12 protein-coding genes are annotated in these 16,409 nt (G+C 73.4%); 4 read left to right on the top strand and 8 right to left on the bottom strand.

Annotation, left to right across the window (positions count from 1 at the left end; translation table 11 throughout):
* Window positions 1-29: 29 nt before the first annotated feature.
* From CLV43_RS08190 to asnB, 5 genes are all read right to left on the bottom strand, one after another.
* Window positions 30-1,490: a VWA domain-containing protein gene (locus tag CLV43_RS08190; protein ID WP_106186443.1), complete on the bottom strand. Its 1,461-nt coding sequence runs from the start codon at window positions 1,488-1,490 to the stop codon at window positions 30-32.
* Window positions 1,487-3,715, bottom strand: a complete 2,229-nt coding sequence (locus CLV43_RS50000; RefSeq protein WP_106186442.1) for a serine/threonine-protein kinase — start codon at window positions 3,713-3,715, stop codon at window positions 1,487-1,489. The genes CLV43_RS08190 and CLV43_RS50000 overlap by 4 nt, the downstream gene beginning before the upstream one ends.
* Window positions 3,712-5,286, bottom strand: a complete 1,575-nt coding sequence (locus CLV43_RS08180; protein WP_170155743.1) for a S1 family peptidase — start codon at window positions 5,284-5,286, stop codon at window positions 3,712-3,714. The genes CLV43_RS50000 and CLV43_RS08180 overlap by 4 nt, the downstream gene beginning before the upstream one ends.
* 217 nt (window positions 5,287-5,503) lie before the next feature.
* The gene (locus tag CLV43_RS08175) at window positions 5,504-7,324 is read right to left on the bottom strand and encodes a SpoIIE family protein phosphatase (RefSeq protein ID WP_146174688.1); all 1,821 of its coding nucleotides are present in this window, start codon (window positions 7,322-7,324) and stop codon (window positions 5,504-5,506) included.
* 119 nt (window positions 7,325-7,443) lie between these two features.
* A complete protein-coding gene (gene asnB, locus CLV43_RS08170) occupies window positions 7,444-9,378 on the bottom strand; it encodes an asparagine synthase (glutamine-hydrolyzing) (RefSeq protein ID WP_106186439.1) in 1,935 nt (644 codons plus the stop codon).
* A 100-nt stretch (window positions 9,379-9,478) separates the two neighbouring features.
* Between asnB and CLV43_RS08165 the strand changes: the two genes are divergently transcribed.
* The 3 genes from CLV43_RS08165 to CLV43_RS08155 all read left to right on the top strand — a co-directional run bounded on the left by CLV43_RS08165 (window position 9,479) and on the right by CLV43_RS08155 (window position 13,197).
* Window positions 9,479-10,291 carry a class I SAM-dependent methyltransferase gene (locus tag CLV43_RS08165; RefSeq protein ID WP_106186438.1) on the top strand — a complete coding sequence of 271 codons (813 nt, stop codon included), beginning with the start codon at window positions 9,479-9,481 and terminating at the stop codon, window positions 10,289-10,291.
* 46 nt (window positions 10,292-10,337) lie between these two features.
* Window positions 10,338-10,967: a DUF899 family protein gene (locus CLV43_RS08160; RefSeq protein ID WP_106186437.1), complete on the top strand. Its 630-nt coding sequence runs from the start codon at window positions 10,338-10,340 to the stop codon at window positions 10,965-10,967.
* Window positions 10,968-11,055: 88 nt separating this feature from the next.
* A complete protein-coding gene (locus tag CLV43_RS08155) occupies window positions 11,056-13,197 on the top strand; it encodes a TerD family protein (RefSeq protein WP_106186436.1) in 2,142 nt (713 codons plus the stop codon).
* A gap of 83 nt (window positions 13,198-13,280) precedes the next feature.
* Here CLV43_RS08155 and CLV43_RS08150 read toward each other — a convergent pair whose 3' ends face one another.
* Complete coding sequence (locus tag CLV43_RS08150; RefSeq protein WP_106186435.1) at window positions 13,281-13,664, bottom strand: nuclear transport factor 2 family protein; 384 nt, start codon at window positions 13,662-13,664, stop codon at window positions 13,281-13,283.
* Window positions 13,665-13,846: 182 nt separating this feature from the next.
* On the opposite strand from CLV43_RS08150, the gene CLV43_RS08145 reads away from it, so the two are divergent.
* Window positions 13,847-14,290, top strand: coding sequence for a peptidase inhibitor family I36 protein (locus tag CLV43_RS08145; RefSeq protein WP_106186434.1), 444 nt, complete (start codon window positions 13,847-13,849; stop codon window positions 14,288-14,290).
* Window positions 14,291-14,518: 228 nt separating this feature from the next.
* On the opposite strand, the gene CLV43_RS08140 is transcribed toward CLV43_RS08145, so the two are convergent.
* Together CLV43_RS08140 and CLV43_RS08135 are read right to left on the bottom strand one after the other, a co-directional pair.
* A complete protein-coding gene (locus tag CLV43_RS08140) occupies window positions 14,519-15,856 on the bottom strand; it encodes a hypothetical protein (RefSeq protein ID WP_106186433.1) in 1,338 nt (445 codons plus the stop codon).
* Window positions 15,857-15,910: 54 nt separating this feature from the next.
* The gene (locus tag CLV43_RS08135; RefSeq protein WP_106186432.1) at window positions 15,911-16,324 is read right to left on the bottom strand and encodes a Cif family virulence factor; all 414 of its coding nucleotides are present in this window, start codon (window positions 16,322-16,324) and stop codon (window positions 15,911-15,913) included.
* Window positions 16,325-16,409 lie beyond the last annotated feature (85 nt).

The following is a 16,409-nucleotide window of genomic DNA, read 5'->3' as shown; positions in this document are numbered from 1 at the left end:
CCTCGTCGAAGGTCGGGGGTGTGTCCCGGTCACGGTGCGGACAGCCGGTGGCCGCAGGCGCCGCAGAACGCCGAGCCCGCGGGCCACGTCCGGTGGCAGTCCGGGCACACCACGTCCGGCGCGGACGGCGTGGCGGCGGGGGAGCGCACCGGCGGGGTCGACGACAGGCCGTCCGGGCTCATGCTCGACACCACCGACCCCACCGCCGCCGACAGCAGGTCGCCCGCGAGCGGCCTCTCCTTGACCCGCACCACACCGCCCGACGGGTCGCCGACGACGTCGACCAGCCGCAGCAGCCGGACGAGCACCTTCTCGTTGCCCAGCTGGGTGGCCAGCGCCACCGCCCTGCCCCACTCGGCCGCCGCCGTGGCGACGTCGCCCGCGTCGTGGGCGTCGCAGCCGTTGCGCACGGCCTCTCCCAGCTCGATCTGGTCGGTGTAGTGCGCCACCTTCGGGTCGAGCACGCTGGAGAGCTTCAGGTCGTCGGTCCAGTGCGCGAACACCACCTGCGGGTCGCACGCCTGCTCGAACCCGGTCGCCCCCGGCCTGCGCAGCTCGAGGTCCACCCGGCCGACCCGGATGTCGCGGTCCGGCTCGACGTCGGAGGAGTCGACGGTGAGCCGGAGGTGGTACTCGCGGCTCTCTGCGCCCCACGACCCGGTGGTGAACGCCGTCGTGCGCGCCTGCACCTGTTCGCCCGCCAGGTCGGCCTCGGTGGGGAAGGTCTGGCGGAGGAAGTCCAAGCGGGACAACGAGGTCGTCCGCACGACCACCCGCACCTCGGGCACGAGCTTGCCCATGGCCGACATCGTCATCGCCTCGAAGTCGCCCGCCAGGTCCGCGGGCCTGCGCACCGCGTCGGCCGTCCCGTGCAGCGCCTCGGCGATGCGCAGCAGCTGGCGCGGCTGCCAGTCCTCGCCGATGCCGCGCGAGTCGCAGGTGAACACCGGGGCGCACCGGGCCAGCTCGGCGTCGAGCACCTCGTCGGACTCGCCGTTCTGGCCATCGGTCAGCATGATCACGTGCCGCACGGCCGTCGGGTGCCCGGCCAGCAGCCGCCGGGCCAGCCCGAGCCACACGCCCATGCTCGTCCCGCCGTCGGCGGTCAGTCCGCCCACGGCCCGCTTCGCGGCGTCACGGGTCGCCCTGTCCGCCGCGACCAGCCCCGGCCTGGCCGGGTAGACCATCCGCGCGGCGTGGGTGCCCTCCACCACGGCGAACAGCGCGCCGTCGCGCAGCGCGTCGATCGCCACCCGCGTCGCCCGCTGCGCGGCGGTGATCTTCGTCGGCGGGTTGGCCATCGAGCCCGAGCAGTCGATGGCGATCACCTGCGCCACCTCGGGCGCGGCGGCGGCCCCGACCGCGCCGGTCGCCGTCACGGTGAGCACGGCGTGCATCTCGTCGTCCTCCGTGGACAGGTAGCGGTTCTGGCTCACCGCGAGGCTGAAACCGGGCAGGTCGTCCACGTCGTCGCCTCCACTCGGGCTCATCGGAACGTCACCGGGCGGAACTGGTTGGCCAGGTCCACGAGGTCGGAGCGGTAGGCGCGCGAGTCGGCCTGCCTGGCCAGGGCCCGGTAGGAGCGTTCGAGGCGGCCCCGCAGCTCCGCCTCGTCCGCGTCGCCGCCCTCGACCAGCCGCACGCCCAGCGCGGCCTCCTGCACGACCGCCTCCAACCGGGTGCGCGACTCGCCGGTCGGCGCCCCGCCGTCGAGGTACAGCTCCGCCAGCCCGTGTTCGGCGGCCCGCAGGTCCTCCGCCGACGGCCGGTCACCGCCGTCGAGGATCCCGCTGAGCACCCGCACGGTCGCGATCCGCGCGGCGTCGTAGTGCCGCGACTCCGCGGGCGTCTCCTCCAGCAGCGCCACGGCTCCCGCCCGGTCACCGCGTGCGAGCCGGACGCGCGCCAGGCCGAAGGCCGCGCTGACCACCGTCCGGTCCCGGCGCCACACCGCCGTGTAGAGGGCTTCGGCGCGGGGCAGGTCGCGGTCGTGCTCGGCGCAGAACGCCAGCGCCAGCTTCGGCGCCTCCTCGCCGGGCAGGGCGGCGTACACGTCGTCGAAGGCCTTCTTGGCCACCGCCGACTCCTCCGCCGCCAGCGCCAGCAGGCCCTCGTGCCACCGCAGCCGCCAGTCGGTGTCGTTCCCGACCAGGTCACGCGCCCGCGCCAGGCTCTCGGCGGCGGTGTCGCGGTCGGCCAGGGCCAGAGCCACCCGGCACCGGGCCAGCGACACCTCGGCCGTCCGGGGATCCGCCTTCTCCAGCTTGTCCAGCAACCGGTGCGCGTCGTCCGCGGCCGTCGCGGTCAGGAAGTCGGCCGCCTCGTCGTCCGGCGACACCACGGGCACCGGCAGGCCGACCGCCACCGCGCCCGGCGCGGGACGCCCGTCGTCGAGGTCCGCGTCCGTCAGCGGCACCCCGCTGGGCCGGTCGATCCACCGCCGCAGCGGCGGCACCGCCCCGAGCCCGGCGTCCAGCAGGGTCGCGGTGTGGGTGAACAGGGTCGACCGGTCCGGGCGGGCCACGCCGTCGCGCAACGACGCGATCTCGCGCAGCACCCCGCGCAGCTGCTCGGCCATGTCCGCCGCCGAGGCGAACCGGCGCTCCGGGTCGACGTGCTTGGCACGCGCGCAGGCCCGGCGGAACGACTCGATCCCCACCTCCACCCGGCGCTGCCCGGCGAGGTCGTGCTGGCCGGTCCGGTCGGCGGTGGCCAGGTACAGCTGGTGCAGGGTCTCGCCGAGGGTGTGCAGGTCCGATCCCACGGTCAGCCCGCGCTGGGCGATCTCGGCCTCGGGGACCTGGAACCCGCGGGTGCCGACCACCTTGCCCGCCCGGTCGCCGATCCGGCGCACCGCGCCCAGGTCGATCAGCTTGACCCGGTTGCCGCGCTCGCCGTGCCGACCGGACCGGATGATCACGTTGTCCGGCTTGAGGTCGCAGTAGAGCAGGCCGCGCTCGTGCAGGTACTCGAACGCCGACAGCAGCTGCAGGCCGCAGGTGATCACGTGCTCGGTCCGCAGCGGCGCGCCCAGCGGCAGCAGGCCGTGCCGCGACTGCTCGGCCACCTCGCTGAGCACCAGGCCGTCGACGTACTCCATCACGATGTAGGCGCGCGGCGTGCCGGTGCGCGCGTCGGGGTGCATGACGAAGTTGAAGATCCGCACGATGTTCGGGTGGTCGATCGTGGTGAGCGCCTGCCGCTCGGCGGTGGCCAGGTCGGCGTCGCCGACGTCGATCAGCCCCTTGAGCACCACCGGGTTGTCGTCGAGCCGGGTGTCCAGCGCGAGGTAGATCCAGCCCAGGCCGCCGCGGGCGATGCAGCCCACGACCCTGTACTGGTCGCCGACCACGTCGTCGGGCTCCAGGCTGGGCAGGAACGAGAACGCGGTGCCGCACGCCAGGCAGAACCCCGACCCCAGCGACGGCAGCGCCACCAGGTTCGGGCAGTCCGGGTTGGCGCAGCGGCGCACCCGGTCGGGCACCTGGGGGTCGTGCAGGATGCGGCTGGACGGGTCGGGGAAGTCGAACACCGGCAGCGACAGCGGGTCGCCGGTGCGGGACCGCCTGCTGCTCGCGGCCGACAGCGCCGCCCCGGCGGCCGTGGAGGAGGGCCGGGCAGGCGGCGCGGTCTCCGGCGCGCGCCCGCAGTAGTCGCAGAACCCCGTCTCGTCGATCGTGCCGGTGCAGCGCGGTCTCGCGCACGCCGTCGTCATCGGCGGTCTCCCTTCGCCAGCGCCTCGCGCACGGCGTCCTGGTAGGCGCGCAGCGCGGCGTGCGCGGCGGCCTGGTCGACGGTCTCGGCGGTCAGCAGTCCGTGCGCCCTGCGGTAGGCCGCCGCGAGGCCGATGTCCTCGACCAGACCCGCGTCGAACGCCTTCGCCTTCCACGCCTCCAGCAGGCCGCGGTCGGCGGCCACGGCGGCGGAGCGCCGAGCCGTCCGCCCGACCTCGCGTTCGGCGCTGGCGACGGCCCGTTCGAACGCGGTCAACCGGTTCGCGACCAGCGCGGAGTGCGCGGCCGCCGCCTTGCGCAGCGCGGTCAGCCGCAGCCGCAGCACGGTCGAGTGGGTGTCCGACGACCCGAGCGGGCGCGGTCCCTCCCGCCGGGCGACCGCGGTGATCCGGTCGGCCAGCCGGTCCAGCCTGCCTGCGATGGTGTCGTCGGCCAGCGACTTGGCCGCGGCCAGGCCCGCCGACCCGTCCTGGCGGAACCCGAGCACCAGCCGGGCCCCGCTGTCCACCAGCGGCTTGAGCACGTCGTCGACCAGCGCCTCCGGCTCGTCGGCCTCGTCCACGCCGTCCACCACGATCGTCATCGGCGGCGTGCCCTCGCGCACCCGTTCACCGGGCGTGCTCGACGCGCCGACCGCCAGCCCGGCGCGGTCCACGATGCGCCGCGACACCTCGTCGACGGTCCGCCCGGCCACGTCCAGCGCCAGGTCGACACCCCGCACGCCTGCCTCGGTGGCAGTCCGGCGGGTGGACTCGGCGACCGCGCGCCGCACCACGTCGAGGTCCGGCCCGACCAGGATCAGCACGGCCGCGGCGGCGTCCCGGCCGAGCAGCCAGTCGACCAGCTCCCGCGTCGGCCCGTTGCCGTCGCCGTGCCCCGCGGGCGCGGTGAAGATCGGGTCGATCCCGCTGTCGCCCACGGCCCACTCGGACGCGAACGGCAGGTGCGCGGTGATCGCGTCGACCGGCAGCATCCACGACAGCCCCGCGGTGTCGTCGGTGTACTCGCTGACGACGATGCCGAGCACCTCCCCGGTGGCGTCGTCGGCGACCCCCGAGCCGCTGAACCCGGCCCGCACCCGCTGCTCGCCCTCGGAGCGCCGGTTCATCTGCCACCACTCGACACCCGCGCGGCCCGCCAGCGTCATCCGGGCCCAGACGCCGATCTCCAGCCCGCGGCCCTGCGGGTAGCCCAGCGCGTGCACCGGCCGGTCCCAGGTCGGCATCGCCCGGCGCAGGGTCGCGCCCAGGCCCGCCCGCTGCGGGGTGGCCAGCCGCAGCACGGCCACGTCACCGCGCTCGTCCTCGCCGGGCGGCACGCACATCCCGTCCACGACGGCGGCGTCCGAGCTCGGCACGCCGTCGAGCCCCACGAGGTCGACCGCCAGCTCCTCGGCGGCCAGGGCGACGTGCGCGCAGGTGAGCACGTGCAGGCGGTCGAGCAGCACCCCCGCGCCGAGCACCGGTCCGTGCGGCGACCGGTCCCGCACCCGGACCCGCCACGGTTCGTCGCCGTAGGCGAACGGACCGGACCGGCCTCGACCAACGATCATCCACGGACGATAGGGGAACCCGTCGGGCCTTCGACCGCCTTCGTCGACCCGACGCCCGTTCGGACTAGCCCGACCATCGGGGCGCATTCCGGCACCGTTCTTCGGCGATCCCGGTCACCTGCGCCGATAGCATTTCCCCGTGTCCTCGTGCGGATTCCTGAATCGGTCGGCAGGAGAAGTCCGCAGCTATGCGGGAGCGCTATCGGGAAATGGTGGTTCAGACGCCGATCGCGAGCACGACCACGTCGTCGTCCGCCTGGCCCGCGGCGTTCAACCGGGCGATGAGGCTGTCGACCACGTCCCGCGGCGGCTTGCCCGCCAGGGCCGCCAGCTGCTCGCACAACGCCTCGACGGAGTCGTCGTAGTCGACGTCGCGGCGTTCCACGAGGCCGTCGGTGTGCAGCACCACCGTGCTGCCCGGTTCGAGGACCACGTGGTGGTCGGCGCGCGGACCGGTGCCGAACTCGGGGAAGCCGAACAGCATGCCGTGGCCGCCGAGCAGCGAGACCGAGCCGTCCGGCGCCACCAGGATCGGCTCGGGGTGCCCGGCGTTGGTGTAGGTCAGGTCCCAGCGGCCGGAACCGTCGTCGTGCGGGGTGAGGCGCAGGTGCACGAGGGTGCCGTGGGCGGGGACCGGGATGCCGGCGAGCGCGGACTCCAGCGAGTCCACGGCCGCGCCCGGCCCGGTGCCCGGCAGGCACCACGCCGCCTGGCGCAGCATGCTGCGGACCTGCCCCATCAGGGTGGACGCGTGCACGTCGTGGCCGGTGATGTCGCCGACGGTCACGGCCAGCGTGCCGCTCGGGAGCCGGATGGCGTCGTACCAGTCGCCGCCGACGGCCTCGTCGATCGCCGAGGGCAGGTAGTGCGCCGCCATCGCCAGACCGGGCACCTCCGGCAGCTCGGTGAGCATCGCCTCCTGAAGCTCGCGGGCGACCCCGGCGCGGTGCTCCAGCAGGCGGATCCGCTCCAGCGCCTGCGCCGTGTACGCGGCGATCGTCGTGATCACCTCGCGCTCGCCGGTCTCCAGCAGGTGCGCGGAGTCCCAGCCGAACAACAGCACCCCGAGGATCTCCCGCATGCCGACCAGGGGAGCGCACACCACCGCGTGCAGCCCCATCCGGTGGTACAGCTCGACCGTCCACGGCGTGAAGTCCTCGGCGATCGACTCCGGGTCGGGGTACCAGAGCAGCCTGCGCTCGCGGACCGCCTTCGCCGTGGCCAGCGGCGCGTCGACGGTGTAGCGCTGCACGCCGTCCTCGCCGTCCACCGGCCACCGCTGGTCGACGACCCGGCGCATTCCGCCGTCCTTCTCCAGCACGACGAGGCCGACGTAGGTCGGGGCGTCGTCACCGGACACCAGGTCGCTGACCTGGTGCCGGACGTGTTCGAGGTTCCGGGCGCTGGCCAGCGCCTGCGCGGCGGTGAGCAGGATCCGGGTGCGCTCGTGCGACAGCTCCAACTGCGTGGACAGCTCGTGGGCGCGGACGCGCTCCCTGCCGCGGTGGCGGGTCGCGAGCCGCAGCCGCAGCTCCGTCGTGCACATCGCGGCCAGGTCGGCCAGCGTGGCCAGCTCGTCCTCGGTCCACTGCCGGGGCACGGTGTCGATCGCGCACAGCGACCCGAGCACCTGCCCGTCACCGGTGGTCAGCGGCATCCCGGCGTAGGCGACGACACCCAGCTCGGAGATGGCCAGGTTGCCCCGCACCCGCTCGGACTCCCGCGCGTCCTCGAGCACCAGCGACTCACCGCTGGTCACCACGTGCTGGCAGAAGGAGTGCGACAGCGGCGTCCGCCGCCGGGACGCCCACGGCTCGGGCAGCCCCACCATGCCGGGGAACACCTGCCGGTCGGGCTCGACCAGCGACACCAGCGCCACCGGGACCCGCAGCTGCACCCGGACCATGGCGACGAACCGCTCCATCACCGAGTCCGACGCCATGCCCAGGCCGGTGTCCCGCAGCGCCCGCACCCGCGCCGGGTCGCACAGGACCGAGGACGCCGTGTCGACCACCGGACGAGCGGACTGGTCCCGCACTCGAGGTCTCCGCTCGGGTTCCGGCGCCGGGAGGTCCGGCGCGGACACCCACGATAGATCGCCCGCGTGACGGTCCGGACACGACACGGGCGGGGAGGCCCCCGCCCGCGCCCGCCGGGTCAGAGCTTGACCGGGTAGACCGGCGCCGGGACGTCGACCTTGATCCGGTTCTCGATGAAGATGCCGTGCCAGAGCATGAACACCAGCACCGCCCAGAGCTGGCGGCTGCGGTCCATCGGACCCGTCCGGTGCTCCTCCAGCAGCGCGTACACGGCGCTCTTGCTCAGCAGCGACTCGGTCCGCGAGTCGGCGATGATGCCGCGCGCCCAGTCGTACATCTCGTCCTGGAGCCAGTGCCTGATCGGCACCGGGAACCCGAGCTTGGGCCGGTTCAGCACGTGCGGCGGGATGATCTTGGCCAGGGCCCGGCGCAGCGCGTACTTCGTGGTGCCCTCGGTGAGCTTCTGGTCGGTCGGGATGTCGGCGGCGACCTTGAACACCTCGGCGTCCAGGAACGGCACCCGCAGCTCCAGCGAGTTCGCCATGGTCACCTTGTCGGCCTTGGCGAGGATGTCGCCGCGCAGCCAGGTGAACAGGTCGACGTGCTGCATCCTGGCCACCGGGTCCCAGTCGCGCGAGACCTCGTACCAGGGCGCGGTCACGTCCTTGAAGCCGACGTGCTCCTCGTAGTCCCGCAGCACCGCGCGCAGCTGGTCGTTGCTGAAGTTGCGGGCGTTGCCGTAGTAGCGGTCCTCCAGCCGCAGCGCGCCGCGCCGCAGCAGGTCCTTGCCGCGGGTGCCCTCGGGGATCTTGGTCGACACCCTGCCCATGAGCTTGCGCACGCCGCCGGGGACCTTCTCGAACGGCGCCAGCGAGATCGGCTCGTGGTAGATCGTGTACCCGCCGAACAGCTCGTCCGCGCCCTCACCGGACAGCACCGCCTTGACGTGCTTGCGGGCCTCCCGCGCGATGAACCACAGCGGCACCAGCGCCGGGTCGGCCACCGGGTCGTCGAGGTACCAGATGATCAGCGGCAGCGCGTCCATCATCTCCTGCGGCGACACGACCCTGACCACGTGCCGCACGCCGATCGCCGCCGCCGTCTCGGCCGCGACGTCCACCTCCGAGTAGCCCTCGCGCTCGAACCCGGAGGTGAACGCGATCAGGTTCGGGTTGTGCTGCTTGGCCAGCGTCGCCGTCGCGGTGGAGTCGATGCCGCCGGACAGGAACGCGCCGACCGTGACGTCCGGGTCGGAGATCATGTGCTTGGCCACCGAGTCGCGCATCACGTCGGCGATGCGCTCGTAGAGCGCCTCCGCCTGCGCCGGGCCGTGGACCGGGGTCGTGGTGAACACCGGGTTGAAGTACCGCCTGAACTCGACCTTCCCGCCGGGCCGCACGAAGAACGACGTGCCCGACTCCACCCGGCGGATGCCCGCGTGCATCGACTCCGGCTCCGGCACGTACTGCAGCACCATGTAGTGCTGCAACGCCTTGCGGTCCAGCTCCTCGCGCACGCCCAGCGTGCGCGCCAGCTCCAGCAGGCTCTTCTTCTCGCTGGAGAACGCCACCCCGCCGAGACCGGCCGAGTAGTACAGCGGCTTGATGCCGAACGGGTCGCGCGCGCCGAACACGACCTTCTCCTGCGCGTCCCAGATCATGAACGCGAACATCCCGCGCAGCTTCTCCACCGCGGCGGGCCCGTAGTGGTGGTAGGCGGCGACGATCGCCTCGCCGTCACCCTCGGTGCGGAAGCTCGTGCCGAACACGCGGGCCAGCTCCAGGCGCAGCTCGCGGTAGTTGTAGATCTCGCCGTTGAAGTTCATCGTGTAGCGCGTCGGCGCCTCCGGCGGCCCCCACACCAGCGGCTGGTGCGAGTGCTCCAGGTCGATGAACGCGAGCCGGTTGAAGCCGTACACGACCTCCGCGTCGGCCCACGTGTCCGACTCGTCCGGACCGCGGTGCCGCTGGCAGCGCAGCGCTTCCGCGACGGCGTCCCGCGCGGCTACCGCGTCGGCTTCGGTCGCGCAGATCAGTCCAAGCAGGCCGCACACGTGTCGTTCACACCTCTGGTTCGGGAAGGTCCGGGTTTCGCCCAACACCCAACCATGTCCGGTCGCGGTGCAGGCACCGACCCGCACTACGGTCAGCGGGGTGACCGGATCCGTTGACGAGGACTTCCTGCGCGCGTTCCACGACAGCAGGCCCGGCGAGCAGTCGGCGAGCGTCGAGGCGAGCCGCACCACCACCGGGCGGACCAGCTACGAGGAGTTCGCCGACCTGGTGCCCGACGCCCGGCGGGTGCTCGACCTGGGCTGCGCCGACGGCGGTCTGCTGGAGGTCCTGGCCCGGCGCGGCGCCGACGTGCTGGCGGGCGTCGACCTGTCGGAGGCCGAGCTCGGGCTCGCCCGCCGACGTCCCGCGCTGGCGGGCGCCGACCTGCGCCTTGGCCGGGCCCAGGAGCTCCCGTTCGCCGACGCGAGCTTCGACGCGGTGTTCTCGCACATGGCGTTCATGCTGATGACCGACGTGGAACAGGTGGTCGCCGAGGTGGCGCGGGTCCTGGAGCCCGGCGGCGCGTTCTCGGTCGCCGTCGGCGGCGGCGCGGTGGAAGGGGAGGCGATGGAGCTCTTCCTCTCGCTGGCCGTGCCGTTCTTCCGGGCCGCGGGCACCATGCCGCGGTTGGGCGACCGCCGGTCCCGCACCCGCGAGGGCCTGGACGGACTGCTGGGACCGGCGGGGTTCGCGCCGGTGACGTGGGAGCCCGTCGTGATCGACATGGGCGGCCCGCCCGAGCACGTGTGGGACCGGATGACCGGGTCGTTCTACGACATGGTCGTGCTGGGTGCCGACCAGGTGGCCGACCTGCGTGCCTCGTTCCTGGACTCGGTGCGGGCGCAGGCGTCCGGCGGACGGGTGCCGTGCGGCATGCGGGTCGTCCACGCGACCACTCGACTAGCCACCTGACCTGCGCCGACGAGAAATTGTCGGACCTCTGGGCGACAATCGGCGGATGGAGAAACCAGAGGTCGTGTCCGCGCCGGACTGGCAGCGGGCGCGCGACGAGCTGCTCACGGCTGAAAAGGAAGTCACCCGCGCCCAGGACGCGCTGGCCGCGCGACGGCGGCGGTTGCCGATGGTCGAGTTCGACGGCGGTTACGAGTTCGAGGCGCCCGAGGGCAAGCGGACGCTGCTCGACCTGTTCGACGGGCGCGACCAGCTGGTCGTCTACCAGTTCATGGACATCGGCCCGGACGCCTTCTGCGGCGGCTGCACGGCGTTGACCGACAACGTCCCGGTGACCGCGCTGCCCGCGCTGGCCGACCTGGGGGTGACCTGGGTGACGGTGTCGAACATGCCGCTTGCCCAGATCCGGGAGTACAAGGAGCGTAGGGGCTGGACGCTGCCGTTCGTGTCGTCCCGCGGCTCGACCTTCGCCGACGACTGCGGGGCGGGCGGCGGTTTCATGCTCACCGTCTTCCTGCGCGACGGCGACCGTGTCTACCGCACCTACAACACCACGCAACGCGGTGTCGACCGCCTGCTGTTCGGCAACAGCGTCCTCGACCTCACGCCCTACGGGCGGCAGCAGGACTGGGAGGACTCGCCCGCGGGCTGGCCGCAGCACCCGACCTACGGCTGAACGCCGGTCAGGGCGGGATCGTCCGTTCGGTGGTCCTGGACGCGGTCAGGATGGGAGGCTTGATCCACACTCGACGACAGGACCACTCGTGCTCGACCACGTGATCATCCGCAAGACGCTGCGCGTTCCCCGGTCGGAGGCCCCCGCGGGCGACGGCGCGGCCGTCGCGCGGCAGCTGGACGCCGTGCTGGCCGGTGTCGGCTTCACCGCCACCCGCGAACTGCTGGACCACGTGTCCGGCCTGGAACCGGGCGCGGCGATGGACCTCGCCGTGCGGGCGATCGGTGCCGTGCGCGGCCTGGTCGGCGACCACGTGGAGCACAACGCGTACTTCCTGGACTTCCCGAACGGCGTCCCGGACACCGTCGAGTTCTGGGTGAGCTGCCTGCGCGAGCTGGTCGGGCGCCCCGTCGACGTGTTGCCGGGCGTGGTGAACCTGCTCGACCTGCCGACCTACGGCCGCTACCGGCACACCTTCGCCGAGCTGCTGGCCGCGCACGACGAGCTGGTCGCGTCGGCGGAGGACCGGGTCACCGTCCTGCACCTGGGCGACACCCTGGCCGAGGAGACGAGTGCGCTCTACCTGCGGCTGGCCGGGAGCCCGACGCCGCTGGGCGAGGGGGACCTCGACCTGCTGGCCGAGCTGGCGCGGACGTGCCTGGACGGCGCCCAGCCGAAGGCGGTGCCCGTGCGGGAGAACCGCGCGGTCGTCAACGCCGCACGGATGGCCGGGGGCCGCGAACCCGTCGCGGTGGACACCGTGACGGACGTGCTGCGCCTGGCCTGCCGGCTCAGCGGCGGCGACGTCAGCCTGGCCACCCCCACCCGCTTCCGCAGCTTCCGCCGCCGCGAACGGCGCGTCCTGCTCGGCGCGCTGGACCGGGTCGTCGACGGCGGCGAGGCCAAGCTTGGTGACGTCGCCCGGCACGCTGGCCCGTGGAAGCGCCTCGGCGAGGGCCTGCACCCGCACGAGTACCCGCGCTTCCCGCACGCCGCTGAGGTGTTCGCCGTCGCCCGCGGTGAGCGGACCGCCCGGTCGCTGGCGGGCCGTGCCGAGGAGGCGTTCTACGCGGGCGACGTGGGCAGGGCCGCGGAGATCCTCGCCGTCGCGCCCGGCATGCTCTTGCGCTCGCTGGACCGCTTGCTGCGCCGGTCGACGGAACCGTCCGAAGTGGACTCGGTGCTCGCCGCGGTGGAGTCCGTCATCGGCTCGGTCTCCGGCCGGGTGCTGTGCTCGGTGCGCGAACACCTCGCCAACCGCACGACGCCGGACCTCGCCCGCGTCTTCGCCACCCGCGGCCGCCGGGCCTGGGTCGCCGACGACAACCGCGACCCGCTACCACCCGAGGTGGTCGCCCGCGCGGCCGCGCTCATCGACGGCGAGCTCACCACCAGGCTGCCCACCTACGCCCATCTCGTCGTCGACCCGGCCATGCTGGACGTCGCGCTCCCGTTGTCCGGCAAGGCCTCCGAGGACGGCTTCGCCGTGCTGCCCCGCGGCTCCCGCTCCCGGATCGACCCCGAAGCGGGCGAGGTGCTGCGCTTCTTCACCTACTGGCGCGAGACCGCGCGCCGCACCGACTTCGACCTCTCGGCCCTCCTGCTGGACGAGGACTTCGGCTACGTCGGCCACGTCGCCTGGACCAACCTCGCCCACGACGGCGCCGTGCACTCCGGCGACATCACCGAGTCCGCCGACGGCGCCACCGAGTTCATCGACATCCCGCTGTCCACCATCGACGCGCATTGCCTGGTACCGCAGGTCAACGTCTACTCGGGCGAGGGCTTCGACGACGTCGCCGAGTCCACGTTCGGCTGGATGACCCGCGGTCCCGCCCAGGCGGGCGCACCCTTCGACCCCCGCACCGTCCGCGCCCGCTCGACCCTCCGCGGCCCCGGCCGAGTGGCGCTCCCCATCGCCTTCACCCGCGACCCCGACGGCTCCTGGTCCGCCACCTGGCTGCACCTCCACCTGCCCGGCGACCCCGCGTTCAACCAGGTGGAGGGCAACCACCTCAACACCACCCTCCTCGCCAAGGCCATCCTCGCCCGCCGCTACCTCACCACCACCCACCTGCTCGACCTGCTGCGCGCGAAAGGCGTCCCCACGACCACCTGGACGCCGACCCTCCACCTCGACGTCCCGGTCACCTACCTGGGCCTCCACCCACCGGACGACCTCCCCGAGGGGTCGACCACCCTCACCCCCGACCAGCTGATCCCCGACTAGCGCGGGGCTCGACCCGTGCCGAGCGGACTTCGCCTCGGGGGTGCGGTGCGGTCGACGTGCACGTCGTGGCCGATCGGCGTCCGCTACCAGCGTTCGACGGGGTACCCGCGGTCGGCGGGCGGTTCGTAGGAGGTCGGCCAGTAGTCGGTGACGCGGGTGATCAGCCCGTCCTCGGACAGGTCCAGCCACACGCAGGCGTCCATGGCCTCGTCGCCGACCCGCGCGTCGACCCACAGCGCCGCGTGCCTGCCGTCGGCGACGACGCGACGTGCGCGCAGGTGCCAGTCGCCGGGGTACTCCTGGTTGAACCGGAGGAACGTCGGCCTCCCGTGGAAGCGTTCCCTGGTCTGGGGCATCTCGTACACCACGTGCTCGTCGAGGAGGGCGCTCAGGCCGTCCCAGTCGCGCCGCTCGGTGCGGTCCACGTACTCCTGAGCGATCCGGCGGGTTCGCGAGGTCTCGTCCATGGCGGCACGGTAGCGCCCGGCACCGACAGTTCCGGTCGGGTGGGTGGAACGACTGGTGGGGACCGAGTCCGCGGTCGGTCCGGGTCGGCTGGAAACCCTTCGACGACGTTCGAAGGACACTCCCCGGTCGTGGTGGTCCCGAAATACTCCCCGCCTTGCACACCAATCTCCGAGGGGGAGACATGAGGAAATCGTTGTGCGTGCTGTTCGCCGCGGCCCTGGCGCTGTTGTCGTTCATGGGGACCGCGTCGGCGGCGGGCGGGAAGACCGAGATCGAGGTCGGCGCGGTGGTGCAGCACGACGTCTCGGCGCAGGCCCTGTCGTGCGGGGCGGGCAACATGTGCGCGTGGCCGGTCGCTGACGGCAGCAGCAGCCGCTGCAGCTGGAGAGACGCCGACACGGACTGGCAGAGCGGGTCCGTCACGTGTTCCTGGTCGGGGTCCAACGCGGTGCGGGCCGTCGAGAACGCGGGGACCAGCACGTCCTACGCCAGGGTGTGCCTGTACCCCGGCGCGAACTACTCCGGCGACATCGCCTACTACGTCGTCCGGGGCGCGGAAGCGCCGAACTTCCCGAACGTGCTGATCCGCTCCCACAAGTGGGTCACGGGCAACACGTGCTGGTAACCACCTGACGCCCGAGGGCCATCCGACGGAGTCCGGAACGGACGCCCGCCGCGGTGGCCCTCGGGCCCAGCGGACGGGCGCACGGTCGAGCACCCCGACACCTGCCCCTGCCCGACCCCTGGGTACGCTCGTCCCACGAGGCAATGCGGGAGCTTCCTTCTTCCTTTCCAGGCATCTAGCCCCCGCCCTCTCCTCACCCGAGGCCCGCTCCGGCGGGCCTTTCGGCTGTCACCCCTTCGCCAGCACCGCTTCGGCCTGATACCCCGACTCCGCGCCGAACGCGGCCGTCCCCAACGTCAACCGCACCACCGGCTCGGGGCCGCTGAGGTCGAACGTGCCGCCGATGCGCGACGACGCCGCCAGAGTCCCCTCACCGGACGTCCTGCCGCCCGCCAGCACGAACACCGGCGCCGCGCCCGTCACGGTGCCCGTGACGGGGAACAGGTCGTCCCGCGACCCCGGCGGGTCGTAGACGAACCGCCCTCCGTCACGGGCCTCGACCACGAACACCGCCTGGGCGAACCGCTCGCGCGCCGAGCCCCGCAGATCCGGCGCGCCGGTCGTCGCCGTGAACGACACGACCGTCCGCACCGTGTACCGCACGCCCGGCACGTCCGGCCGGGTCGGTCGTCCGCTGTCGCCCGCGGGGTCCAGTGGTGAGGACACCAGCGCGTCCGGGTCGTCGGAGACGAGCGCGGCGGTGAACGTGGCGGTGACGGTGCCGCGCGTGCTGAGCCCGACGACCACCTCCAGCCCCTGCAGGCTCACCGTGCCCTCCAGCCGGGCCGCCGAGGCCCGGAAGCGCACGTCGCCGCCGGTGGGGCGGTACGCGCCGGACAGCTCGCCGGACGTCGCGGTGAACGCGTTGAGCTGGTCCTCCGGTGTCGGCGGGTCCACCGGGACCAGCACGTGCTCGCCGTCGGTCTCGCGCACCTCGGCCACGGACTGGTCCGTCCGCTTGCCGAAGCACCTGCCGCTGGTGCCGAACCAGATCGCGCCCGGCTTGGGCGAACCCCACGGGTCGCCCACCTTCAGGCACCACTGGTAGGGCAGGCCGTCGGTGGCGGCGCGCACCCGGAGCTCTCCCTGGAGCTCGAACGGGTCTCCGCCGATCGCGCTGCCGCGCACGGTCACCGTGTACGCACCGAGCCGGACCCGTTCCACGGGCGCCGGGCCGTCCGAGCGCAACGCGACGACGACCGAGGCCACCGATGCCGCCGCCGCGACCGCGACCACCAGCCCCACGACCCACGTGGCGCGCGGCGACCAGCCGGTGATCGTGGTGTGGTCGCCGGTGACCACGTGCCCGCCGACGCTGCCCCGCACGCTCACCGCCCGGTCCCCGGAGACCGGTGTGCCGTCGTCCGGTTCGGCCCGGCGCAGCGCGGCGAGCCCGATCGCCACGCCCGCGACGCCGAACACCACCGCGGCGAACCCGCCGAGCACGCTCGACGCGCTGTCGGCGTCGGCCAACGACCGCCCGGACAGGTACCACGCCCAGACGCCCAGGCCCGCGCAGAGGAGCACGAGCACCAGCGCGGCCGCGAGCCTTCGTCGTCGGGTCACCCGGTGCCTCCTCGTGTCGACGGCACCCTGGACGTCGCACGCGGCCGGTGATCGTTACGGCCGCCGACCGGCCGCCTCGAAGACCTCCTCCGTCACGGTGCCGTCGTCGTCGGAGTCGTAGTCCGCGACGATCCGCCACCGACCTCCGGACTTGCGGCTGAACGTGTGGAAACGGCCGTGCAGCAGCTTGTCCTCGGCGCCGGGCCGGGTCGCGGTGATCCGGAAGACCCCGCGCTCACTGGCCGGCCCGCCCGCCGCGATCCGCTCGGTGAACCGGAGCTCGATCCCCAGCCCGCCACCGCTCCCGGCGACCGCCGCGAACCACTCGCGCGTCCCCCGCGCGTACTCGTCGAATCGAACCCCGTCACCGCCTTCGCCGGTCCACCCGCCCGGATCAGGTCGGGGTCGTACACCGCCAGGAACGCCTCCGCGTCCAATGCCCGGTAGGCCTCGCGGAACGGCCCCCACACCTCGCGGTCGATCTCGTCCTCGTCCATGCCCGCACTCCCAAGACGTGTGGTGCCGCAGCCGCACCACGCTATCGGCGCAGCGC

The sequence above is a fragment of the Umezawaea tangerina genome, from assembly GCF_003002815.1.
GTDB classification, from domain to species: Bacteria; Actinomycetota; Actinomycetes; order Mycobacteriales; family Pseudonocardiaceae; genus Umezawaea; species Umezawaea tangerina.
This window is presented reverse-complemented; position numbering and strand designations above follow the sequence as displayed.

What these genes read in the sequence shown, in the direction of transcription:
- CLV43_RS08190 (WP_106186443.1), bottom strand. Translation starts at nt 1,490, where the DNA reads ATGAGCCCGAGTGGAGGCGACGACGTGGACGACCTGCCCGGTTTCAGC.
- CLV43_RS50000 (WP_106186442.1), bottom strand. Translation starts at nt 3,715, where the DNA reads ATGACGACGGCGTGCGCGAGACCGCGCTGCACCGGCACGATCGACGAG.
- CLV43_RS08180 (WP_170155743.1), bottom strand. Translation starts at nt 5,286, where the DNA reads ATGATCGTTGGTCGAGGCCGGTCCGGTCCGTTCGCCTACGGCGACGAA.
- CLV43_RS08160 (WP_106186437.1), top strand. Translation starts at nt 10,338, where the DNA reads ATGGAGAAACCAGAGGTCGTGTCCGCGCCGGACTGGCAGCGGGCGCGC.
- CLV43_RS08150 (WP_106186435.1), bottom strand. Translation starts at nt 13,664, where the DNA reads ATGGACGAGACCTCGCGAACCCGCCGGATCGCTCAGGAGTACGTGGAC.
- CLV43_RS08145 (WP_106186434.1), top strand. Translation starts at nt 13,847, where the DNA reads ATGAGGAAATCGTTGTGCGTGCTGTTCGCCGCGGCCCTGGCGCTGTTG.